The organism is Allobosea sp. MMO-172, assembly GCF_037147855.1.
Lineage (GTDB): Bacteria > Pseudomonadota > Alphaproteobacteria > Rhizobiales > Beijerinckiaceae > Allobosea.
This window is the reverse complement of sequence record NZ_JBBCUM010000002.1, coordinates 229,491-248,151: the sequence shown is the minus strand read 5'-3', so window position 1 is coordinate 248,151 and position 18,661 is coordinate 229,491. Positions and strand designations below refer to the sequence as shown.

The window sequence follows — 18,661 nt, the reverse complement described above, 5'->3', positions numbered from 1 at the left end:
AATCGCGGCGCTCCTCCCGTGGCGCACACCGGCCGTTCCCGCAAATCTCTGGACCCGGCCCCGAAAACTGGAATGATACCAGATCAATTGACCGCCTCCGGTCGATATGTCAGCCTCACTGACATATTCGCCGCGAAGACGGCGAAACATGAGGCCGGGATCACCGGCCCGTCGGCGGGAACGATGATCCGGGAGGCCGAGCATGGCCGAGTCACCACGGAAATCCGGCACCGAGGCGGGAGCGCTACGCAGCGTCGCGCTCGACGACAAATACGATCTCGGCAAGAACGAGGTTTTTCTTACAGGCACGCAGGCCGTCGCCCGCATGCTGCTGATGCAGCGCGAGCGCGACCGGCAGGCCGGGCTCGACACGGCCGGCTTCGTCTCCGGCTATCGCGGCTCCCCGCTCGGCGGGCTCGACCAGCAGCTCATGCGGGCGTCCAAGCCTCTCAAGGCTGCGAACATCGTCTTCCAGCCGGGCCTCAATGAGGACCTCGCCGCGACCGCGATCTGGGGCACGCAGCAGGCGGGACTCAGCGGCGAAGGCAAGCACGACGGCGTCTTCGCGCTCTGGTACGGCAAGGGGCCGGGTGTCGACCGTTCCGGCGACGTCTTCCGCCACGGCAACATGGCCGGCACCGATCCGAAGGGCGGCGTGATCTGCCTGATGGGTGACGACCACACGGCGGAATCCTCGACCAACGCCCACCAGACCGAATTCGTGCTGGTCGACCGGATGATGCCGATCCTCAACCCGGCCGGCGTGCAGGAGATCATCGATTACGGCCTGCACGGCATCGCGCTCTCGCGCTTCGCCTCGGTCTGGGTCGGCATCAAATGCGTCAAGGACAACATCGAATCGACGGCCTCTGTCGATGGCTCGCTCGACCGCGTCAGCATCGTCACACCAACCGACTACACCCCGCCGCCCGGCGGCCTCGCCATCCGCCGCGAGCTCGATTTCGTCGAGCAGGAGCGCCGGATGCATCTCTACAAGCGCGATGCGATGCTGGCCTATCTGCGCGCCAACGGGCTCAACCGCATCGTCACCCAGGGCGGGAAGAAGCCGCGCATCGGCATCGCCACCGTCGGCAAGTCCTATCTCGACGTCCAGCAGGCCCTGGTCGATCTCGGCATCGACGAGGTCCGCGCCAATGACCTCGGCATCCGCCTGTTCAAGCTCGCCTGCCCCTGGCCGATCGACCCGGCTGAACTGAAGGCCTTCGCCAAGGGGCTCGACCTGATCATGGTGGTCGAGGAGAAGCGCTCGCTGATCGAGGTCCAGGTCCGCGAGGAGCTTTACGGCGCCAAACACCAGCCGATGGTCATCGGCAAGAAGGACGAGAACGGCGACTGGCTCTTCCCCGTCCATGGCGCGCTCGATCCCAACGATATCGCCATCGCGCTGGGCGGCCGCATCCTGCAATATCGCGACGACCCGACCCTGCGCACGCGCCTGGAGGAGATCGCCGCGGCGCAAGGCCGTCTCGCCGAAGCGCAGGAAATCGCCAGGCGCACGCCCTATTTCTGCTCGGGCTGCCCGCATAATTCCTCGACCGTGGTGCCCGAGGGTTCGCGCGCCTATGCCGGCATCGGCTGCCATTACATGGTGCAGTGGATGGACCGCGACACCGCCGGCTTCACCCAGATGGGCGGCGAAGGCGCGAACTGGGTCGGCGAGGCGCCATTCTCGAAGCGCGGCCATGTCTTCCAGAATCTCGGCGACGGCACCTATACCCATTCCGGCTCGCTCGCGATCCGCTGGGCCGTCGCGAGCGGCGTCACCATCACCTACAAGCTGCTCTACAACGACGCTGTCGCCATGACCGGCGGCCAGCAGGCCGAGGGCCATCTCTCGCCCGACCAGATGGCGCGGCAGGTCGCGGCCGAAGGCGTCGCCCGCATCGCGGTCGTCAGCGACGATCCCGGCAAATATCCGCCGGGTACGCAATGGCCCGCCGGCACGACGCTGCACCATCGCGACGAGCTCGACGCCATCCAGCGCGAACTGGCCGGAACCTCCGGCGTCTCGCTGCTGCTTTACGACCAGACCTGTGCCACCGAGAAGCGCCGCCGGCGCAAGCGCGGCGCCTATCCCGATCCCGACAAGCGCGTCATCGTCAACGAACTGGTCTGCGAGGGCTGCGGCGATTGCGGCGTGCAGTCGAACTGCGTCTCGGTGCAGCCGCTGGAAACCGAATTCGGCCGCAAACGGCAGATCGACCAGTCAAACTGCAACAAGGACTTTTCCTGCGTGAAGGGCTTCTGCCCGTCCTTCGTCACCGTGCACGGCGCGAAGCCGAAGAAGGCCGATCCGCTCCGGCTCGATGCCTCGGCGCTCGGCAAAGGCGAATTGCCCGAGCCGATCGTGCCGGCGCTCGACCGCAGCTTCGCGGTCATCGTCACCGGCGTCGGCGGCACGGGCGTCGTCACCATCGGCGCGATCCTTGGCATGGCCGCGCATCTGGAAGGCAAGGGCTGCGGCATGATCGACATGGCCGGGCTCGCCCAGAAGGGCGGCGCGGTCTTCAGCCATGTGAAGCTCGCGCCGCATCCGGACGACATCCATGCCATCCGCGTCACCGCCGGGCAGGCCGATCTCGTGCTGGGCTGTGACCTCACCGTCACCGGCTCGAAGAAGGTGCTCGGCGCGATCCGGCCCGAACGCGGCACCGTCATCGTCAACACGGCCGAGAGCCTGCCGGGCGACTTCACCCGCAATGCCGATTTCTCGCTGCCCACCGAGCGCCTGAAGCGCGCGATCCTCTCGGCCGCCGGCCGCGAGCAGACGCATTTCATCGATGCGACCGCCGCAGCGGTTGCCTTTCTCGGCAATGCCATCGCCGCCAATATGTTCATGCTCGGCCATGCCTGGCAGCTCGGTGCCGTGCCGCTGTCGCGCGAGGCCTTGATCAAGGCGATCGAGCTCAACGGCGAGGCCGTCGCCATGAACAAGCAGGCCTTCGATCTCGGCCGCCGCGCCGCGCATGATCCCGAAGCGCTGGCCGGTCTCTTGTCGCAGAGCAAGGCGGCGACGCCCGCACGCCAGCTCTCGCAGACGCTGGAAGAGATCATCGAGCGCCGCGTCGCCTTCCTCACCGCCTATCAGAACGCGGCCTATGCGGCGCGCTATCGCCATCTCGTCGCCCGCGTGCAGACGCGGGAGGCTGCGGCCATGCCCGGCCAGAACGCGCTCGGCGAAGCCGTCGCCCGCAACCTCTTCAAGCTGATGGCCTACAAGGACGAGTACGAGGTCGCCCGGCTCTACAGCGACGGCGCCTTCCGCAGGCAGGTCGGGGCGACCTTCGAGGCCGAGGGCAGCGAAGGCAAACCGCTGCGCTACGAGTTCCACCTCGCTCCGCCCTTGCTGGCGCGGCGCGATCCCCATACCGGCCTGCCGCGCAAGATCAGCTTCGGCCCGTGGATGATGGGCGCCTTCTCCGTGCTGGCGAAGTTGAAGGGCCTGCGTGGCACCACCTTCGACCTCTTCGGCTACACCGAAGAGCGCCGCACGGAACGCCGGCTGATCGGCGATTACGAGACCCTGCTGAACGAGCTGCTGACCCGTCTCACGCCGGAGAACCACGCGCTCTGCGTGGCGCTGGCCGCGATGCCCGAGAAGATCCGCGGCTTCGGGCATGTGAAGGAACGGCATCTCAAGGCGGCGCAGGCGGAGGAAGCCGCGCTGCTGACGCAGTTGCGCGCAGGACCGCTTTCGACCGCACTGCCGCAGGCTGCAGAATGAGGCGCGGGGAACCCCTCTCCTGTAAGGAGAGGGGCAGGGGTGAGGTGTAGGCCCCTGGACCAGTTGAGCGCCAACCTCGCGGCTGCGCAGCGACCACCTCACCGCAAACCACACGGGGCCGACCTCTCACCCTGCCCTCTCCCTATGGGAGAGGGTTCCCCGCGCCTCTTTGGTTCAGCTTGAGTCCGGCTGCCCTCGCAGCCCATACTGTCGCGAACCGCCTCTGTTGCCCGGATAACCGCCGCTTTGATCACCCCCGAGGAACTGCGCGCCATTGCCTCCTGGTCCCGCGACCTGTCAGAGGCCGAGTTCGAGGAGGCGCGGCGCGGCATCTCCTTCAAGAGCTACGGCAAGGGCGCCTCGATCTGCCATGTCGGCGACCGCCTGGAATCCTGGACCGGCGTCGCCGACGGGCTGGTCAAGATGGCGACGACCTCGAAGACCGGCAAATCCGCGACGCTCGCCGGCATGCGCTCCGGTGCCTGGTTCGGCGAGGGCACGGTGATCAAGGCCGAGCCGCGGCGCTATGAGCTGGTGGCTTTGCGCGAGACGCGACTCGCGCTGATGCGACGCTCGACCTTCCTCTGGCTGTTCGAGCATTCGGCGGCCTTCAACCGTTTCCTCGTCCACCAGTTCAACGAACGCCTCGCCCAGTTCATCTCGCTGGCCGAAACCGAGCGCACGCTCGATTCCACCGGGCGCCTCGCCCGCAATCTCGCCTGGCTGTTCAACCCGATCCTCTACCCCGATCTCGGCCGCACGCTGGCGATCTCGCAGGAGGAACTCGGCATGCTCGCCGGCATCTCCCGCCAGATGGCAAACCAGGGCCTGGCGAAGCTCGCCGATCTCGGCCTGATCGAGCTCGGCCATGGCAGCGTCACCATCCGCGACCTCGACAAGCTCGCCCGCTACGAAGGTTGAAAATTGCTGCAGGCACCAAATCGCGTTTCGCGCGTTCCTTCTCCCGAACAGCCAAGGCTGAGAAAGGAACCGCCGCCATGTTTGGCCTCCTCGACCTCTTCACGAAACGGGTCAACGACCAGATCGTCGAATATGCCGCCGCCCAGTCCGAGATCGCGCGCCGTCTCTGGGGCAGCTGGCTGGATCCGTTCCACGCCCGCCAGCCGGTGAAGGTTCCCGTTTCCCGCCAAAGCCTTGGCGACACGGCATCCCGCATGCACATGCAGCGGCTTACCCGATCCTGAATGTTCGCTAACGCAGCCGTTCACGTTGCGTTGAGTCGGAGCGTGTTCCGATGAGGCACGTCGAAAGAAGGAGACGACCATGCGTGGAATTCTGATGGCCGCCGGCCTTGCCCTGGCTGCAATCGCCGCCACCCCGGCGGCGGCCGCCCCCGTGACGCTTCCGCAGGCCGAAGCGCTCGACCGACTGCCTGCCGAGTACACCCGCCACACCCGCGAGCACCGCCACTGGGAAATCCAGCGCAATCTCGAGCGGGAACAGCGCCACCGCCGCGGCTACGATCGCGGTTACGGCTATGGCCGCCGCCATGGCGGCCCGCCGCCCTGGGCGCCGGCTCATGGTTATCGGCGCAACCACTACGGGCGCTTCTGACAGCAGCCCTCTCGGTTCAGCGGCCCGCCATCTCAGGGATGGCGGGCCGCTTGCGTTTGTCCCGCGGAGATTTCGTTCACGTACGAGGCCGCTATTGCATCGGACCGAAAAGTGGAATCCACTTTTCGGATAAATCCGATGCACCGCCAATGAGATAGATCATCGTTATCGCGTCCGAGAGGACGCGCGATGATCTAGACCGGCGCGTTGAACACCGCCTCGATCGCGTGGCCGTCGGGATCGATCACGAAGGCGGCGTAGTAATGCGGCCCGTAATGCGCGCGCAGTCCCGGCGCACCATTGTCGCGCCCGCCATGGCGAAGCGCCGCTTCATGGAAGCGGTCGACTGCCGTCCGATCCGGCGCGGCGAAGGCGAGATGGAAGCCCGGCCCCGGCGACCTCGGCCCGTCCGGCCTGTGCTTCAGCGCGAGCTTGTCGCCCCCGCCGGACACACCGTAGCCGACCGCCTGCCCTGTTTCGCCCGGCCGCAGATCCTGCCAGACCCTGACATAGCCGAGCGGCGCCAGCACCGCGTCGTAGAAGGCACAGGCACGCTCGATATCGGCAACGCCGAAAGACAGATGATGAAGCATGAGTCGGTCCGCCACCGCCGCAGGCGCGGTTCCACCTGCCGATTCGATCGGCCGAATTCGTGAGGAAAATCAGAGCCGAAGCACAAAAGACGCGCAACACAACTGCGTGAAAAGCAGACCTCGGCGGGACAATAGTCACCAAAAGGCGAATTGTCTGTCAAGCGGGTCCTTGCAAGGATGATAGCCGCCTGCAAGTCTTGCATGAGAACGAGGCCGGAAACCGGCCCGCGGAAGTCGCCACGACGCATGGCGGCTCGACAGGGAGAACGCAATCGTGGCAAGCGGCACCGCCAGCCAGGCGGATACCTTTCCGAAATTGCTGTTGCGCAATGCACGGGAGCGCGCCTCGCGCGTCGCCTTCCGCCACAAGGATCTCGGCATCTGGCAATCCTGGAACTGGGCCGAGGTGGCGGAGCACGTCCGCAATTTCGCCAAGGGCTTGGCAGACCTCGGCCTGAAGCGCGGCGAGAAGGTCGCGATCATCGGCCAGAACCGGCCGCGGCTCTATTGGTCGATGTGCGCCGCGCAATGGATCGGCGCGATTCCCGTCCCGGTCTATGCCGACGGCGTGGCCGAGGAGATGGCCTATGTCCTCGACCATGCCGAGTCGGTCTTCGCCGTGGTGCAGGACCAGGAGCAGGTCGACAAGCTGCTCTCGATCGCCGATCGCCTGCCGCATCTCCGGCACATGCTCTATGACGAGCCGCGCGGCTTGCGCGACTATGACCACAGCAAGCTCCACGCCATCGAGACCGTGATCGCTGACGGCGCCAGGGCGCTGAAGGACCCCCAAGCCGAGGCCGCGCTTGCACGCGAGATGGAGCAGGGCCAGGGCTCCGATCTCGGCATCATCCTCTACACCTCCGGCACCACCGGGCGGCCCAAGGGCGTGATGCTCAGCCATTACAACGTGCTGATCGCCGCCGAGATCGGCTGCGGCTTCGACGGGCTCAACGAAACCGACGAGGTCATCGCCTATCTGCCGATCGCCTGGGTCGGCGACCACGTCTTCTCCTATGCGCAGGCGATGCTGGCCGGCTTCTGCGTCAATTGCCCGGAAAGCCCGGACACGGTCATCGACGATCGCCGCGAGGTCGGCACGACCTACGCCTTCGCCCCGCCGCGCGTCTTCGAGAACATGCTGACCGTGACCATGGTGCGCATGGAAGATGCCGGCGCGTTGAAGCGGAAGATGTTCCACTACTTCCTCGACGTCGCGAAGCGCCATGGCGAGCAGATCCTGAACGGCGAGAGCGTGCCGCTGAAGGGCCGCCTGCTCTACAAGCTCGGCGACTGGCTGGTCTACGGCCCGCTGCGGAACCGCTTCGGCCTGACCAATATCAAGGTCGGCTATACCGCAGGCGAGGCGATCGGCCCCGAGCTTTTCCGCTTCTACCGCTCGATCGGCGTCAACCTGAAGCAGCTCTACGGCCAGACCGAGGCCGGGGTCTACATCACCATGCAGCCGAACGGCGAGATCAAGGCCGACACGGTCGGCAAGCCCGCGCCGATGGTCGAGATCCGCATCGACGACAATGGCGAGGTGCTCTACCGCTCGCCCTCGATCTTCGGCGGCTACTACAAGGACCCGGACAAGACCGCGGAAACGATGACCGCCGACGGCTATGTCCGCTCCGGCGATGCCGGCTTCTTCGACGAAGGCGGCCATCTCAAGATCATCGACCGCGCCAAGGATGTCGGCAAGCTCGCGAATGGCGAGCTGTTCCCGCCGAAATACATCGAGAACAAGCTCAAGTTCTATCCGAACATCAAGGAGGCCGTCGCCTTCGGCCAGGGCCGCGACCACGCGACCGTGGCGCTGAACATCGACCTCATCGCCGTCGGCAACTGGGCCGAGCGCAACAATGTGGTCTATGCCTCCTATCAGGAGCTCGCCGGCCACGACCTCGTCTATGACATGATCGCCAAGCATGTCGACGAGGTGAACCGCTCGCTCGCTTCCGAGCCGATGATGGGCGGCGCGCAGATCAAGCGCTTCCTGATCCTGCACAAGGAGCTCGACGCCGACGACGGCGAGTTGACCCGCACCCAGAAGGTCCGGCGCGGCTTCATCGCCGAACGGTATGCCCCGCTGGTCACCGCGCTCTATGACGGCTCGGACGCTGCCGATATCTCGACCGAAGTCACCTTTGAGGATGGCCGCAAGGGCGTGATCGCGGCCCGCGTCAAGGTGCGCGACGCCAAGCTCTATCCCGTCGCCGGGCAGGAGGCGCCGTCATCGGCGAAGGCGGCATGAACGCGGAACCGATCAACGTGACCGGCACACCCATTCGCGCCAAGGGCGAAGTCCTGCTCTCGGTCGAGAACATCTCGCTGCGCTTCGGCGGCGTGAAGGCGATCACCGATGTCTCCTTCGACATCCGCAAGGGCGAGATCCGCGCCATCATCGGGCCGAACGGCGCCGGCAAGACCTCGATGCTGAACTGCATCAACGGCTTCTACCAGCCGCAGGAAGGCCAGATCGTCTTCAAGGGTGAGCGCCGCGCCAAGATGCGCCCGCACCGCGCGGCTGCCGGCGGCATCGCCCGCACCTTCCAGAACGTCGCCCTGTTCAAGGGCATGTCGACGCTCGACAACATCATGACCGGCCGCACGCTCAAGATGAAGAAGGGCTTCTTCTGGCAGGCCTTGCGCCATGGCCCGGCGATGCAGGAGGAGATCGCGCATCGCCGCGTCGTCGAGGACATCATCGACTTCCTGCAGATCGAGCACATCCGCAAATTGCCGGTCGGCAAGCTGCCCTATGGCCTGCAGAAGCGCGTCGAGCTCGGCCGCGCGCTCGCGATGGAGCCGGAGCTGCTCCTGCTCGACGAGCCGATGGCCGGCATGAACCTCGAGGAGAAGGAGGACATGTGCCGCTTCATCCTCGACGTGAACAACCAGTTCGGCACCACGATTGCGCTGATCGAGCACGATATGGGCGTGGTGATGGACCTGTCCGACCGCGTCGTCGTGCTCGAATACGGCCGCAAGATCGCCGACGGCACGCCGGAAGAGGTCAAGGCCGACCAGCGCGTCATCGATGCCTATCTCGGCGTGGCGCATTGAGGAGCGTGGAGACATGAGCGACATCGCCACCCGCCCCGCCCCGAACCTCCTCGCCAATCCGCTGGTCAAGGCCGGCCTGATCGTCGCCGCCGTCATCGCGGCGCTCGCGATCGGCGTCCGGCTCGATTCCAGCAACACGCTCTATGCGATCTTCGTCGACCCGTTCCAGCAGATGGTCCAGGCGCCCGACCTGCTGGTGCAGACGGTCTGGGAAGGGCTCGTCTCCGGCGTGCTCTACGCCCTGATCGCGCTCGGCTTCGTGCTGATCTTCAAGGCCTCCGGCGTGTTCAACTTCGCCCAGGGCATCATGGTGGTGTTCGCGGCGCTGACCCTGGTCGGCCTCTACGAAAAGGGCGTACCCGCCTTCCTCGCGGTCATACTGACGCTCGGCGTGATGTTCGCGCTCGCCGTCACCATCGAGCGCGTGGTGCTGCGCCCGCTGGTCAACCAGCCCGACATCATCCTGTTCATGGCCACCTTCGGCATCACCTATTTCCTGATCGGCTTCGGCGAGTCGCTCTTCGGCGGCAATCCCAAGCAGATGATCGCCGAGCAGCTCTACCTGCCCAAGGGCGCGGTCGACCTGCAGATCCTCGGCGGGCTGGTCTCGCTGCAGAAGATCGACATCGCCGCCGCCCTCATCGCCTCGCTGATGATCGCCGCGCTCGCTGCCTTCTTCCAGTACACCCGCATCGGACGGGCTCTGCGAGCGGTGGCCGACAGCCACAAGGCGGCGCTCTCCGTCGGCATCTCACTCAACCAGATCTGGGTCATCGTCTGGTTCACCGCCGGCATCGTCGCGCTGATCACCGGCATCATGTGGGGCGCCCGCTCGGACGTGTCCTTCGCGCTGGAGATCGTGGCGCTCAAGGCCCTGCCGGTGCTGATCCTCGGCGGTTTCACCTCGATCCCCGGCGCCATCGTCGGCGGCCTGATCATCGGCATCGGCGAGAAGCTCGGCGAGTTCTACTGGGGCCCGCTGATCGGCGGCGGCATCGAGAGCTGGCTCGCCTATTTCATCGCCCTGGGCTTCCTGCTGTTCCGGCCGCAGGGCCTGTTCGGCGACAAGATCATCGAACGTATCTGAGGAGCCGGACGACATGCTCTACCGCGAGGCCGGCCAATACAAATCCAGCTACGCTGCCGACATGGCGGTCTTCCCCCTCAAGGAAGACCGGATCGGCATCGCCGTCATCCTGGCGATCGCGCTGGTCGCGATCCCCTTCTTCGGCAGCGACTTCTTCATCGCTTCGGTGATGATCCCCTTCCTCGTCTTCTCTCTTGCCGCGATCGGGCTCAACATCCTCACCGGCTATACCGGGCTGATCTCGCTCGGCACCGCCGCCTTCATGGGGGTCGGCGCCTATAGCTGCTACAAGCTCACCACTTTCTTCCCCGGCGTGAACATCATCGTCCTGATCCTCGTCTCGGGGCTGTTCTCGGCCGGCATCGGCGTGCTCTTCGGTCTGCCCTCTTTGCGCATCAAGGGCTTCTATCTCGCGGTCGCGACGCTCGCCGCGCAGTTCTTCCTGCAATGGGCCTTCGTGCGCGTGCCCTGGCTGTTCAACTACAACGCCTCGGGCGCGATCGAGGTGCCGCAGCGCACGCTGTTCAACATCCCGCTGACGGGCGCGGCCGCGACGCCGGAGACGCGCTATTTCGTCTGCCTCGGCCTCGTCGTGGTGCTGACCTGGTTCGCCTCCAACATCGTCCACGGCAAGCTCGGCCGCTCCTGGATGGCGGTGCGCGACATGGACATCGCCGCCGAGTTGATGGGCATCAAGCTGCTCAACGCCAAGCTCGCCGCCTTCGCCGTCTCTTCCTATTTCTGCGGCGTCGCCGGCGCGATGATGATCTTCCTCTGGTACGGCGGCGGCGAGGCGGCGGACGTGTTCTCGATCCGCCTCTCCTTCAACATCCTGTTCATGGTCATCATCGGCGGCCTCGGCTCCCTGATCGGCTCTTTCTTCGGCGCGGCCTTCCTCTCGATCCTGCCGACGGCGCTGAAATTCGGCCTGCCGGCGCTCGGCGTCCCGATCGCGGGCGCTGCCGCCGAGCATGTCACCTTCATGCTGGTCGGTGCGCTGATCATCACCTTCCTGATCGTCGAGCCGCACGGCCTCGCCAGGCTCTGGCAGATCGGGAAGCAGAAATTGCGGACGTGGCCTTTCCCTTACTGAGGCTGAAGGGAAGACCCAAGAAACGACCGGCGACAGTGAAGCGCCGGCGGATAAAGACCGATCCGACAGCAGTCTGGTCGGGAGGAAACGAACGGAGGAAGTCCATGAAGACCAGCAATCTGTTGAAGGGTGCCGCGCTCGGAGCCCTGTTCGCCGCCGGCGCGCTTGCCCCCGCCATGGCGCAGGACAGCGTCTACTTTGCCAACAACGCCTACCGCACCGGTCCGTTCTCGGGCTCAGGGATTCCGATCGGCGACGGCATGCGCGACTACATCGCGATGATCAACGAGCGCGACGGCGGCGTGAACGGCGTCAAGGTCATCTACGAGGAATGCGAGACCGGCTACGACACCAAGAAATCGATCGAGTGCTACGAGCAGGCCAAGTCGAAGAACACCATCGTCTACTCGCCCTGGTCGACCGGCGCGACGCTGGCCGCGATCCCGCGCGCCCATGTCGACAAGATCCCGATCCTGTCGATGGCCTACGGCCTGTCCTCCTCGGCTGACGGCACGAACTTCCCCTGGGTCTTCATCCCGCCCTTCACCTACTGGGACGGCGCCTCCGTCATGGTGAAGCACATGGCGGCCGAGCTCGGCGGCATGGACAAGCTCAAGGGCAAGAAGCTCGGCCTGATCCATCTCGACGCGCCCTTCGGCAAGGAGCCGATCCCGGTTCTCGAGAACCTCGCCAAGAAATACGGCTTCGAGCTGAAGCTCTATCCGGTGGCCGCCGCCGACATGCAGAACCAGGGCTCGCTCTGGCTCTCGATCCGTCGCGACCGGCCGGACTATCTCTACAACCAGGGCTGGGGCGCGATGAACCCCACCGCGGTCAAGGAAGCCGCCAAGAACAACTTCCCGATGAACAAGCTGGTCGGCGTCTGGTGGGCCGGCGGCGATGACGACGCCCGCGCCGGCGGCGAGCAGGCCAAGGGCTACAAGTCGCTGAGCTGGACCCTTGCCGGCACCGAGGCGCCCGCGATGCAGGACATCCTCAAGCACGTCGTCGACAAGGGCAAGAGCACCACGCCGAAGGAGAAAGTCGGCGAGGCCCTCTACAATCGCGGTGTCTACAACGCGATGCTCGTCGTCGAGGGTATCCGCAACGCGCAGAAGCTCACCGGCAAGAAGGTGATCAATTCCGAGGACATGCGCCGTGGCCTCGAATCGCTCAACCTGACCGAGGCCCGTCTCAAGGAAATCGGGCTGGGCGGCTTCGTCACCCCGACCACGATCTCCTGCACCGACCATTCCGGCCACAGCAAGATGTTCGTCTCCGAATGGGACGGCACCAAGTGGACCAAGAAGGGCGACTGGGTCGAGCCTCTGAAGGACGAGGTCCGGCCGCTGATCGAGTCCAACGCCAAGGACTACATCGAGAAGGCCGGCAATTGGCCCAAGCGCACCGAGTCCTGCGAGAAGTCGTCCTGATCTGACGAGCGCTCGCTTCCTTCTCCCCTCGGGGGAGAAGGTGGCAGCGCGAAGCGCTGACGGATGAGGGAAGTCTGGCACTCTCCTCATCCGTCCTTCCCTCATCCGACCCGGCTGACGCCGGGCCACCTTCTCCCCCCAAGGGGAGAAGGATTGGAGGTTCAATGTCGACCGCCACCCTCGAAAAGCCAGCTGTCACGACCGCCAGCGACACCATCCTGTCGCTCAACAATATCGAGGTCATCTACGACCATGTCGTGCTGGTGCTGAAGGGCGTCTCGCTCACCGTGCCGCGCGCGGGCATCGTCGCGATACTCGGCGCCAACGGCGCCGGCAAGACCACGACGCTGAAGGCGATCTCCAACCTGCTCAAGGCCGAGCGCGGCGAGGTCACCAAGGGCTCGATCGTCTTCGACGGCGAGCGCGTCGACAAGATGTCCCCGAACGAGCTGGTCCGGCGCGGCTGCATCCAGGTCATGGAGGGCCGGCACTGCTTCGGCCATCTCTCGATCGAGGAGAACCTGCTCACCGGCGCCTTCACCCGCCGCGACGGCAATGCCGCGATCAAGCGCGATCTCGAGAAGATCTACACCCTGTTTCCGCGGCTGAAGCAGCGCCGTTCCTCGCAGGCCGGCTACACCTCCGGCGGCGAGCAGCAGATGTGCGCCATCGGCCGGGCGATGATGTCGAACCCCAAGATGATCCTGCTCGACGAGCCCTCGATGGGGCTTGCCCCGCAGATCGTCGAGGAGATCTTCGAGATCGTGCGCCAACTCAATGCCGACGAGGGCGTCTCCTTCCTCGTCGCCGAGCAGAACACCAACATGGCGCTGCGCTACGCCACCTACGGCTACATCATGGAGACCGGCCGCGTCGTCATGGACGGCGAGGCGAAGATGCTGCGCGAGAACGAGGACGTGAAGGAATTCTATCTCGGCGTCGCCGAGGGCAACAAGAAGTCCTTCCGCGAGGTGAAGAGCTACAAGCGCCGCAAGCGCTGGCTGTCGTGACCCCAAGCGATCCGGCACCGCACCCCGACAGACGAGACCCCGCCATGACAGAGCACCACGACGCGCTCGAAACCCGCTCGCCTGCCGCGCGCGAGGCCGATCTCTTCGCCCGCCTGCCGGCAGTGCTGGCAGCGGCCATGAAGGCGCCGGCTTATGCCGAGCGGCTCGCCGGCATCGACCCCGCCACGGTCACCGACCGCAAGGCGCTGGCCAGCCTGCCGATCCTGCGTAAGGCGGAACTGCCCGCGTTGCAGAAGGCGGCCCTGCCCTTCGGCGGCTTCGTCGCGGAGCAGCCCGGCTCCTTCGGCCGGCTCTTCACCTCTCCCGGCCCGATCTTCGAGCCCGAGGGTACGGCGAGTGACGCCTGGGGCGCCGCGCGGGGCCTCTACGCTGCCGGCTTCCGCCCGGGCGATATCGTGCTGAACACGCTGAGCTATCACCTGACGCCGGGCGGCTTCATCATGGATTCGGCCGCCCGCGCACTCGGCTGCGCCGTGATCCCGGCCGGACCGGGCAATACCGAGCAGCAGATGGAGGTAATCTCCGCCTATCGGCCGAGCGCCTATGCCGGCACGCCCGATTTCCTGAAGATCCTGATCGAGGCGGCCGAGACGCGCGGCGTCGACATCTCCTCGATCAAACGCGCGGTCGTCTCCGGCGCCGCCTTCCCGCCCTCGCTGCAGGCCTGGGTCAGGGAGCGCGGCATCGACGCCTATCAGCTCTATGCCACGGCCGATGTCGGCGTCATCGCCTATGAGACCTCGGCCCGCGAGGGCATGGTGCTGAACGAGAACCTGATCGTCGAGATCGTCCGCCCGGGCACGGGCGACCCTGTCCCCGAGGGCGAGGTCGGCGAGGTCGTGATCACCAATCTCGATCCACATCACCCTCAGATCAGGCTCGCCGTCGGCGATCTCACTGCCGTGCTGCCGGGCGTCAGCGCCTGCGGGCGCAGCAACACCCGGATCAAGGGCTGGATGGGCCGCGCCGACCAGACCGCCAAGATCAAGGGCATGTTCGTGCGGCCGGAGCAGGTGGCCGAGATCGCCAAGCGCCATGCCGAGATCGCGAAGCTGCGCCTGGTCGTCGGCCGCGCCAACGAGACCGACACGATGACGCTGAAAGCCGAGATCTATGCCGAACCGGCCGGCCTGATCGATGCGATGTCCTCGACCTTGCAGCAGGTGACGAAGCTCAAAGGCGCCGTGGAAATCCTGCCGCTCGGTGCGTTGCCGAACGACGGCAAGGTCATCGCGGACGAGCGGCCGGTGGGATAAAATCCCGTCCCGCAGCGAACAGGACCGTCATGCTCGCCCTTGTGGCGAGCATCCACGTCTTGAACACAGCATTGCATCAGTGAAGACGTGGATGGCCGGGACAAGCCCGACCATGACGGTGGTATCCGTCACCACGCGATCGGCTTCTCGCCCTGCCCTTCCAGCCAGGCATTCGCCCGGCTGAACGGCTTCGAGCCGAAGAAACCCCGCCGCGCCGACAGGGGCGAAGGATGTGCACTGGCGATGACCAGATGCCGGCTCTCGTCGATCAGCGGCCGCTTCGTCTGCGCCGGCGCGCCCCAGAGCAGGAAGGCGACATGCGGCCGCTCGCGCGAAACCGCCGCGATCACCGCATCCGTCACGGCACCCCAGCCGAGCGAAAGATGCGAACCGGCCTTGCTCGCGCCTTCGCGCACCGTCAGCGCCGTGTTGAGCAGGAGCACGCCCTGCCTGGCCCAACGCGTCAGATCGCCGTCGGTCGGAGCGGCTTCACCGAGATCGGTAGCCCGCTCCTTGTAGATATTCACCAGCGAGCGCGGCAGCGGCGGCGGCCCGACATAGGAAAAGGCGAGCCCATTGGCATGGCCCGGCGTCGGGTACGGATCCTGCCCAAGGATGACCGCGCGGACCGTGTTGAGCGGGGTCAGTGCCAGCGCGGCGAAGACGCGCTCCGGGGCCGGCGCCACGACATGCCCGGCCGCACGCTCGGCATCGGCTGCGGCACAGGCGCGCTCGGCGGCCCCGCCTGCGGCGAAGGCCGGCAACTCCCGCCAGCCCTCCGAAGCCGCACTCGCCAGGAAGGCTGCAAGCGCCTCGCTGCAACTCACTTCAGGACCGCCCGGCCCTCGACCTTGGCATCGACGGTGCCGAGCTTACGGACATAGACCATCACCTCGTTCGCCATCAGCTTGCCGTCGGTGAGCCCGATCAGCGTCTTGCCACGGCCGAGCGCCGTATAGCCGTCGCCGCCCTCCAGCATGAAGTTGTTCGAGGCCACGGTATACTTCGCCGCAGGATCGATCGGCTTGCCGTCGACCGTGACCGACGTCACGCGCGAGCCCTGCGGCTGCTTGAGGTCGGCCTCGAACTTCAGCCCGGACACCACCGGGAAGCGGCCGGCGCCCTGCGGCGCGTCACGCAAGCCGTTCTCGATCGCGTCCTTCACGTCCTTGCCGGTGATCTCGACCATCACGGTCGCGTTGCCGAAAGGCAATTCGCTCAGCACGTCGCGGCGCGTCAGCTTCTGCCCGGCGGCATATTGCTTGTTGGCGCGGATGCCGCCGGCATTGGTGATGGCGAGCTGGGCGCCGGTCGCGGAGCGGATCGCGTCGGCGATCAGATTGCCGATCGCGGTTTCCTGCGTGCGGATGACGCCGGTGCGGGAATCGAGCGGGGCGGCCAGCGTCGCGATATCGACATCGAGCTCCTTCGAGAGTTCCGCCTCGTAGCCCTTCACGATGGCGGCGACCTCCGGATCCGGCGTCGCCGCGCGGGAATCGTTGACGCGGAAGGTCGGCGTCCACGACACCACGCGCGCCGCGCCCTCGCCGCGAACGCTGGCGGCGATGTCGATCGCGGTGACGTAATTGCCCTCCTCGTTCGACTCGACCATCACCACCTTGCCGTCATAGGCGATGGCGAGGTCATGGTCGTGGCCGGTGAGCAGGATATCGACCACGCGCGAGCGCACGATCTCGTAATCCATGGCCCGGTCGGCATGGACGACCGCGACGAGGATATCGGCGCCCTGCCCCTTCAGGGCCTTGGCCTCGCGGCGCAGCGCTTCCATCGTCGAGGAGAATTTCAGGTCGCCGGGATTCGAGAGCTGCGGCGTGGGATCATAGGTCGTGCCGATGACACCGACCTTGATGCCGCCGAACTCGAAGATCTGCGAATCCTTGTGGCCGGGCAGGGCGTTTCCGGCGGCGTCGCGCAGGTTCGCGGCAAAGGTCGGGTAGCTCTGCGCGGCCGTCAGCTTGAGATAGTTCTCCTTGCCGAAGTCGAACTCGTGATTGCCGGGCACGAAGACGTCGATGCCCATCTTGTTCTGCATCGCGACGATATGCGCGCCCTGGTCGAAGCCCGACATCAGCGAGGGCGAGTAGCAATCGCCGGCATGGCAGAACAGCACCGGCACGCCCTTGGCACGCTCGGCCTTGGCGATGCCGGATGCCCGCGCGAAGCCGCCGCGGCCCTTGTCGTCGCTCATCTTGTAGATGTCGTTGAGCAAAAGCAGCGTGAAGCTCGGCGCCGGCTGCTGCGCCATCGCCACGGGGGCGGTCGCGGCAAGCGTGGCAGGCGCCGCCAGGACGCCGAGAGCCTTGCGGCGGGTGAGCTTCGTCATGGCGGGCGCCTTATGTCTTGAGAACCGCTCCAGACTAGCAAGAGTGCGCCCGGGCTGGCCAGAGGCAGCTGCGATGAACGAAGCCGGAGGCGGCAGTGTCGCACCTCGACTTTCGAAGGGTTTCGAGGCTGGACGAAAGCGCGAACTCGTCTAAATCACGAGGTCAGGGCATCGGACCGAAAAATGGATTCCGGTTTTCGGAGAAACCCGATGCTCGCGAAAGAGATAGATCGCCATCTCGTGCCCGGTAGGGCGCGCGGCGATCTAAGGAGAGCACGCGCTCATGACTGCTGACATTGCCACGGCGCCCGGCCGCGAAGCCGCTTCCCTGCCGCCGGATCATCCCAAGGTGCAATACGGACGCATCGGCGTGCTCCTGATGAATCTCGGCACGCCCGAGGGCACCGGCTATTGGCCGATGCGCGCCTATCTCAAGGAGTTCCTCTCCGACCGCCGCGTGATCGAGGAGCCCCGCTGGAAATGGTGGCCGATCCTCAACCTGATCATCCTCTCGACCCGGCCCGGCCGAAAAGGCAAGGACTACGCCTCGATCTGGAACAACGAGCGCAACGAGGGCCCGCTCAAGACGATCACCCGCTCGCAGACCGAACAGCTCACCGAGCGCCTGAAGCCGCTCGCCGGCGAGCGCGTCGTCTTCGACTGGGCGATGCGCTACGGCTTTCCCGACGTGAAGAGCCGCCTGAAGGCCCTGCTCGACCAGGGCTGCGACCGCATCCTGCTGGTGCCGCTCTATCCGCAATATGCCGCGCCGACCTCGGCGACCGCCTGTGACCAGGCTTTCCGCGCGCTGATGCAGATGCGCTGGCAGCCTTCTGTGCGCGTCGCCCCGCCCTATCACGACGATCCCGTCTATATCGGCGCGCTCGCCCGCTCGATGCGCGCCTCGCTCGCCAAGCTCGATTTCGCGCCCGAGGTCATCCTCTGCTCCTTCCACGGCATGCCGAAGGAATACCTGCTGAAGGGCGACCCCTATTACTGCCAGTGCGTGAAGACCTGGCGCCTGCTGCGGGCCGAGCTCGACCTCTCCGAGGAGCAGTTCCCGCTGACCTTCCAGTCGCGTTTCGGGCCGGACGAGTGGCTCCAGCCCTATACCGACGAGACGGTGAAGGCGCTGGCCCAGGCCGGGAAGAAATCGATGGCGATCGTCGCGCCCGGCTTCTCGGCCGATTGCCTGGAGACGCTGGAGGAGCTTGACGGCGAGAACCGCGAGATCTTCCTGCATAATGGCGGCGAGACATTCGCCTATCTGCCCTGCCTCAACGACTCCCGCGAAGGCATCGACGTCATCGCCGAGGTCGTCCAGCGCGAACTGATGGGCTGGCTCTGAGCTAGCTCCCTGGTGAATTCTGACGGAACTGCGCCGTCATCCCGGACAAGCCGCGTAGCCGCGCCGATCCGGGATCCATCGTAAAGC

15 protein-coding genes are annotated in these 18,661 nt (G+C 65.9%); 12 read left to right on the top strand and 3 right to left on the bottom strand.

The window, feature by feature from the left end; all coding sequences use genetic code 11:
• The first annotated feature begins 202 nt into the window (after positions 1 to 202).
• The 4 genes from WFK61_RS04365 (at position 203) to WFK61_RS04350 (ending at position 5,320) form a co-directional block, all read left to right on the top strand.
• The gene (locus WFK61_RS04365; protein ID WP_336810307.1) at positions 203 to 3,745 is read left to right on the top strand and encodes an indolepyruvate ferredoxin oxidoreductase family protein; all 3,543 of its coding nucleotides are present in this window, start codon (positions 203 to 205) and stop codon (positions 3,743 to 3,745) included.
• 246 nt (positions 3,746 to 3,991) lie between these two features.
• The gene (locus WFK61_RS04360; protein ID WP_336810306.1) at positions 3,992 to 4,666 is read left to right on the top strand and encodes a Crp/Fnr family transcriptional regulator; all 675 of its coding nucleotides are present in this window, start codon (positions 3,992 to 3,994) and stop codon (positions 4,664 to 4,666) included.
• A gap of 77 nt (positions 4,667 to 4,743) precedes the next feature.
• Positions 4,744 to 4,950: a hypothetical protein gene (locus tag WFK61_RS04355; RefSeq protein WP_336810305.1), complete on the top strand. Its 207-nt coding sequence runs from the start codon at positions 4,744 to 4,746 to the stop codon at positions 4,948 to 4,950.
• Between the two features lie 79 nt (positions 4,951 to 5,029).
• Positions 5,030 to 5,320, top strand: coding sequence for a hypothetical protein (locus WFK61_RS04350; protein ID WP_336810304.1), 291 nt, complete (start codon positions 5,030 to 5,032; stop codon positions 5,318 to 5,320).
• 194 nt (positions 5,321 to 5,514) lie between these two features.
• On the opposite strand, the gene WFK61_RS04345 is transcribed toward WFK61_RS04350, so the two are convergent.
• On the bottom strand, positions 5,515 to 5,913 hold the full coding sequence (locus WFK61_RS04345; RefSeq protein WP_336810303.1) for a VOC family protein: 399 nt from the start codon (positions 5,911 to 5,913) through the stop codon (positions 5,515 to 5,517).
• A gap of 271 nt (positions 5,914 to 6,184) precedes the next feature.
• Here WFK61_RS04345 and WFK61_RS04340 point away from each other — a divergent pair, with 271 nt between their 5' ends.
• The 7 genes from WFK61_RS04340 (at position 6,185) to WFK61_RS04310 (ending at position 14,882) form a co-directional block, all read left to right on the top strand.
• Entirely contained in the window at positions 6,185 to 8,170 is a 1,986-nt protein-coding gene (locus WFK61_RS04340) for an AMP-dependent synthetase/ligase (RefSeq protein ID WP_442896263.1), read from the top strand.
• Positions 8,167 to 8,982: an ABC transporter ATP-binding protein gene (locus WFK61_RS04335; RefSeq protein ID WP_257733597.1), complete on the top strand. Its 816-nt coding sequence runs from the start codon at positions 8,167 to 8,169 to the stop codon at positions 8,980 to 8,982. The genes WFK61_RS04340 and WFK61_RS04335 overlap by 4 nt, the downstream gene beginning before the upstream one ends.
• Before the next feature lie 172 nt (positions 8,983 to 9,154).
• The gene (locus tag WFK61_RS04330; RefSeq protein ID WP_336810493.1) at positions 9,155 to 10,069 is read left to right on the top strand and encodes a branched-chain amino acid ABC transporter permease; all 915 of its coding nucleotides are present in this window, start codon (positions 9,155 to 9,157) and stop codon (positions 10,067 to 10,069) included.
• A 13-nt stretch (positions 10,070 to 10,082) separates the two neighbouring features.
• On the top strand, positions 10,083 to 11,162 hold the full coding sequence (locus WFK61_RS04325; RefSeq protein WP_336810301.1) for a branched-chain amino acid ABC transporter permease: 1,080 nt from the start codon (positions 10,083 to 10,085) through the stop codon (positions 11,160 to 11,162).
• Positions 11,163 to 11,266: 104 nt separating this feature from the next.
• Entirely contained in the window at positions 11,267 to 12,595 is a 1,329-nt protein-coding gene (locus WFK61_RS04320; protein ID WP_336810300.1) for an ABC transporter substrate-binding protein, read from the top strand.
• A gap of 164 nt (positions 12,596 to 12,759) precedes the next feature.
• On the top strand, positions 12,760 to 13,605 hold the full coding sequence (locus WFK61_RS04315; protein ID WP_336810299.1) for an ABC transporter ATP-binding protein: 846 nt from the start codon (positions 12,760 to 12,762) through the stop codon (positions 13,603 to 13,605).
• 44 nt (positions 13,606 to 13,649) lie between these two features.
• Positions 13,650 to 14,882 carry a phenylacetate--CoA ligase family protein gene (locus WFK61_RS04310; RefSeq protein ID WP_336810298.1) on the top strand — a complete coding sequence of 411 codons (1,233 nt, stop codon included), beginning with the start codon at positions 13,650 to 13,652 and terminating at the stop codon, positions 14,880 to 14,882.
• A gap of 128 nt (positions 14,883 to 15,010) precedes the next feature.
• Here WFK61_RS04310 and ung read toward each other — a convergent pair whose 3' ends face one another.
• Together ung and WFK61_RS04300 are read right to left on the bottom strand one after the other, a co-directional pair.
• A complete protein-coding gene (ung, locus tag WFK61_RS04305) occupies positions 15,011 to 15,709 on the bottom strand; it encodes a uracil-DNA glycosylase (protein ID WP_336810297.1) in 699 nt (232 codons plus the stop codon).
• A complete protein-coding gene (locus WFK61_RS04300) occupies positions 15,706 to 17,226 on the bottom strand; it encodes a bifunctional metallophosphatase/5'-nucleotidase (RefSeq protein ID WP_336810296.1) in 1,521 nt (506 codons plus the stop codon). The genes ung and WFK61_RS04300 overlap by 4 nt, the downstream gene beginning before the upstream one ends.
• 283 nt (positions 17,227 to 17,509) lie before the next feature.
• Between WFK61_RS04300 and hemH the strand changes: the two genes are divergently transcribed.
• A complete protein-coding gene (gene hemH / locus WFK61_RS04295; RefSeq protein ID WP_336810295.1) occupies positions 17,510 to 18,574 on the top strand; it encodes a ferrochelatase in 1,065 nt (354 codons plus the stop codon).
• The last annotated feature ends 87 nt before the right edge of the window (positions 18,575 to 18,661 follow it).

Coding starts and splice junctions, on each gene's coding strand:
- WFK61_RS04365 (WP_336810307.1), top strand. CDS start 203: ATGGCCGAGTCACCACGGAAATCCGGCACCGAGGCGGGAGCGCTACGC.
- WFK61_RS04355 (WP_336810305.1), top strand. CDS start 4,744: ATGTTTGGCCTCCTCGACCTCTTCACGAAACGGGTCAACGACCAGATC.
- WFK61_RS04350 (WP_336810304.1), top strand. CDS start 5,030: ATGCGTGGAATTCTGATGGCCGCCGGCCTTGCCCTGGCTGCAATCGCC.
- WFK61_RS04345 (WP_336810303.1), bottom strand. CDS start 5,913: ATGCTTCATCATCTGTCTTTCGGCGTTGCCGATATCGAGCGTGCCTGT.
- WFK61_RS04335 (WP_257733597.1), top strand. CDS start 8,167: ATGAACGCGGAACCGATCAACGTGACCGGCACACCCATTCGCGCCAAG.
- WFK61_RS04330 (WP_336810493.1), top strand. CDS start 9,155: ATGGTCCAGGCGCCCGACCTGCTGGTGCAGACGGTCTGGGAAGGGCTC.
- WFK61_RS04325 (WP_336810301.1), top strand. CDS start 10,083: ATGCTCTACCGCGAGGCCGGCCAATACAAATCCAGCTACGCTGCCGAC.
- WFK61_RS04320 (WP_336810300.1), top strand. CDS start 11,267: ATGAAGACCAGCAATCTGTTGAAGGGTGCCGCGCTCGGAGCCCTGTTC.
- WFK61_RS04315 (WP_336810299.1), top strand. CDS start 12,760: ATGTCGACCGCCACCCTCGAAAAGCCAGCTGTCACGACCGCCAGCGAC.
- WFK61_RS04310 (WP_336810298.1), top strand. CDS start 13,650: ATGACAGAGCACCACGACGCGCTCGAAACCCGCTCGCCTGCCGCGCGC.
- WFK61_RS04300 (WP_336810296.1), bottom strand. CDS start 17,226: ATGACGAAGCTCACCCGCCGCAAGGCTCTCGGCGTCCTGGCGGCGCCT.
- hemH (WP_336810295.1), top strand. CDS start 17,510: ATGACTGCTGACATTGCCACGGCGCCCGGCCGCGAAGCCGCTTCCCTG.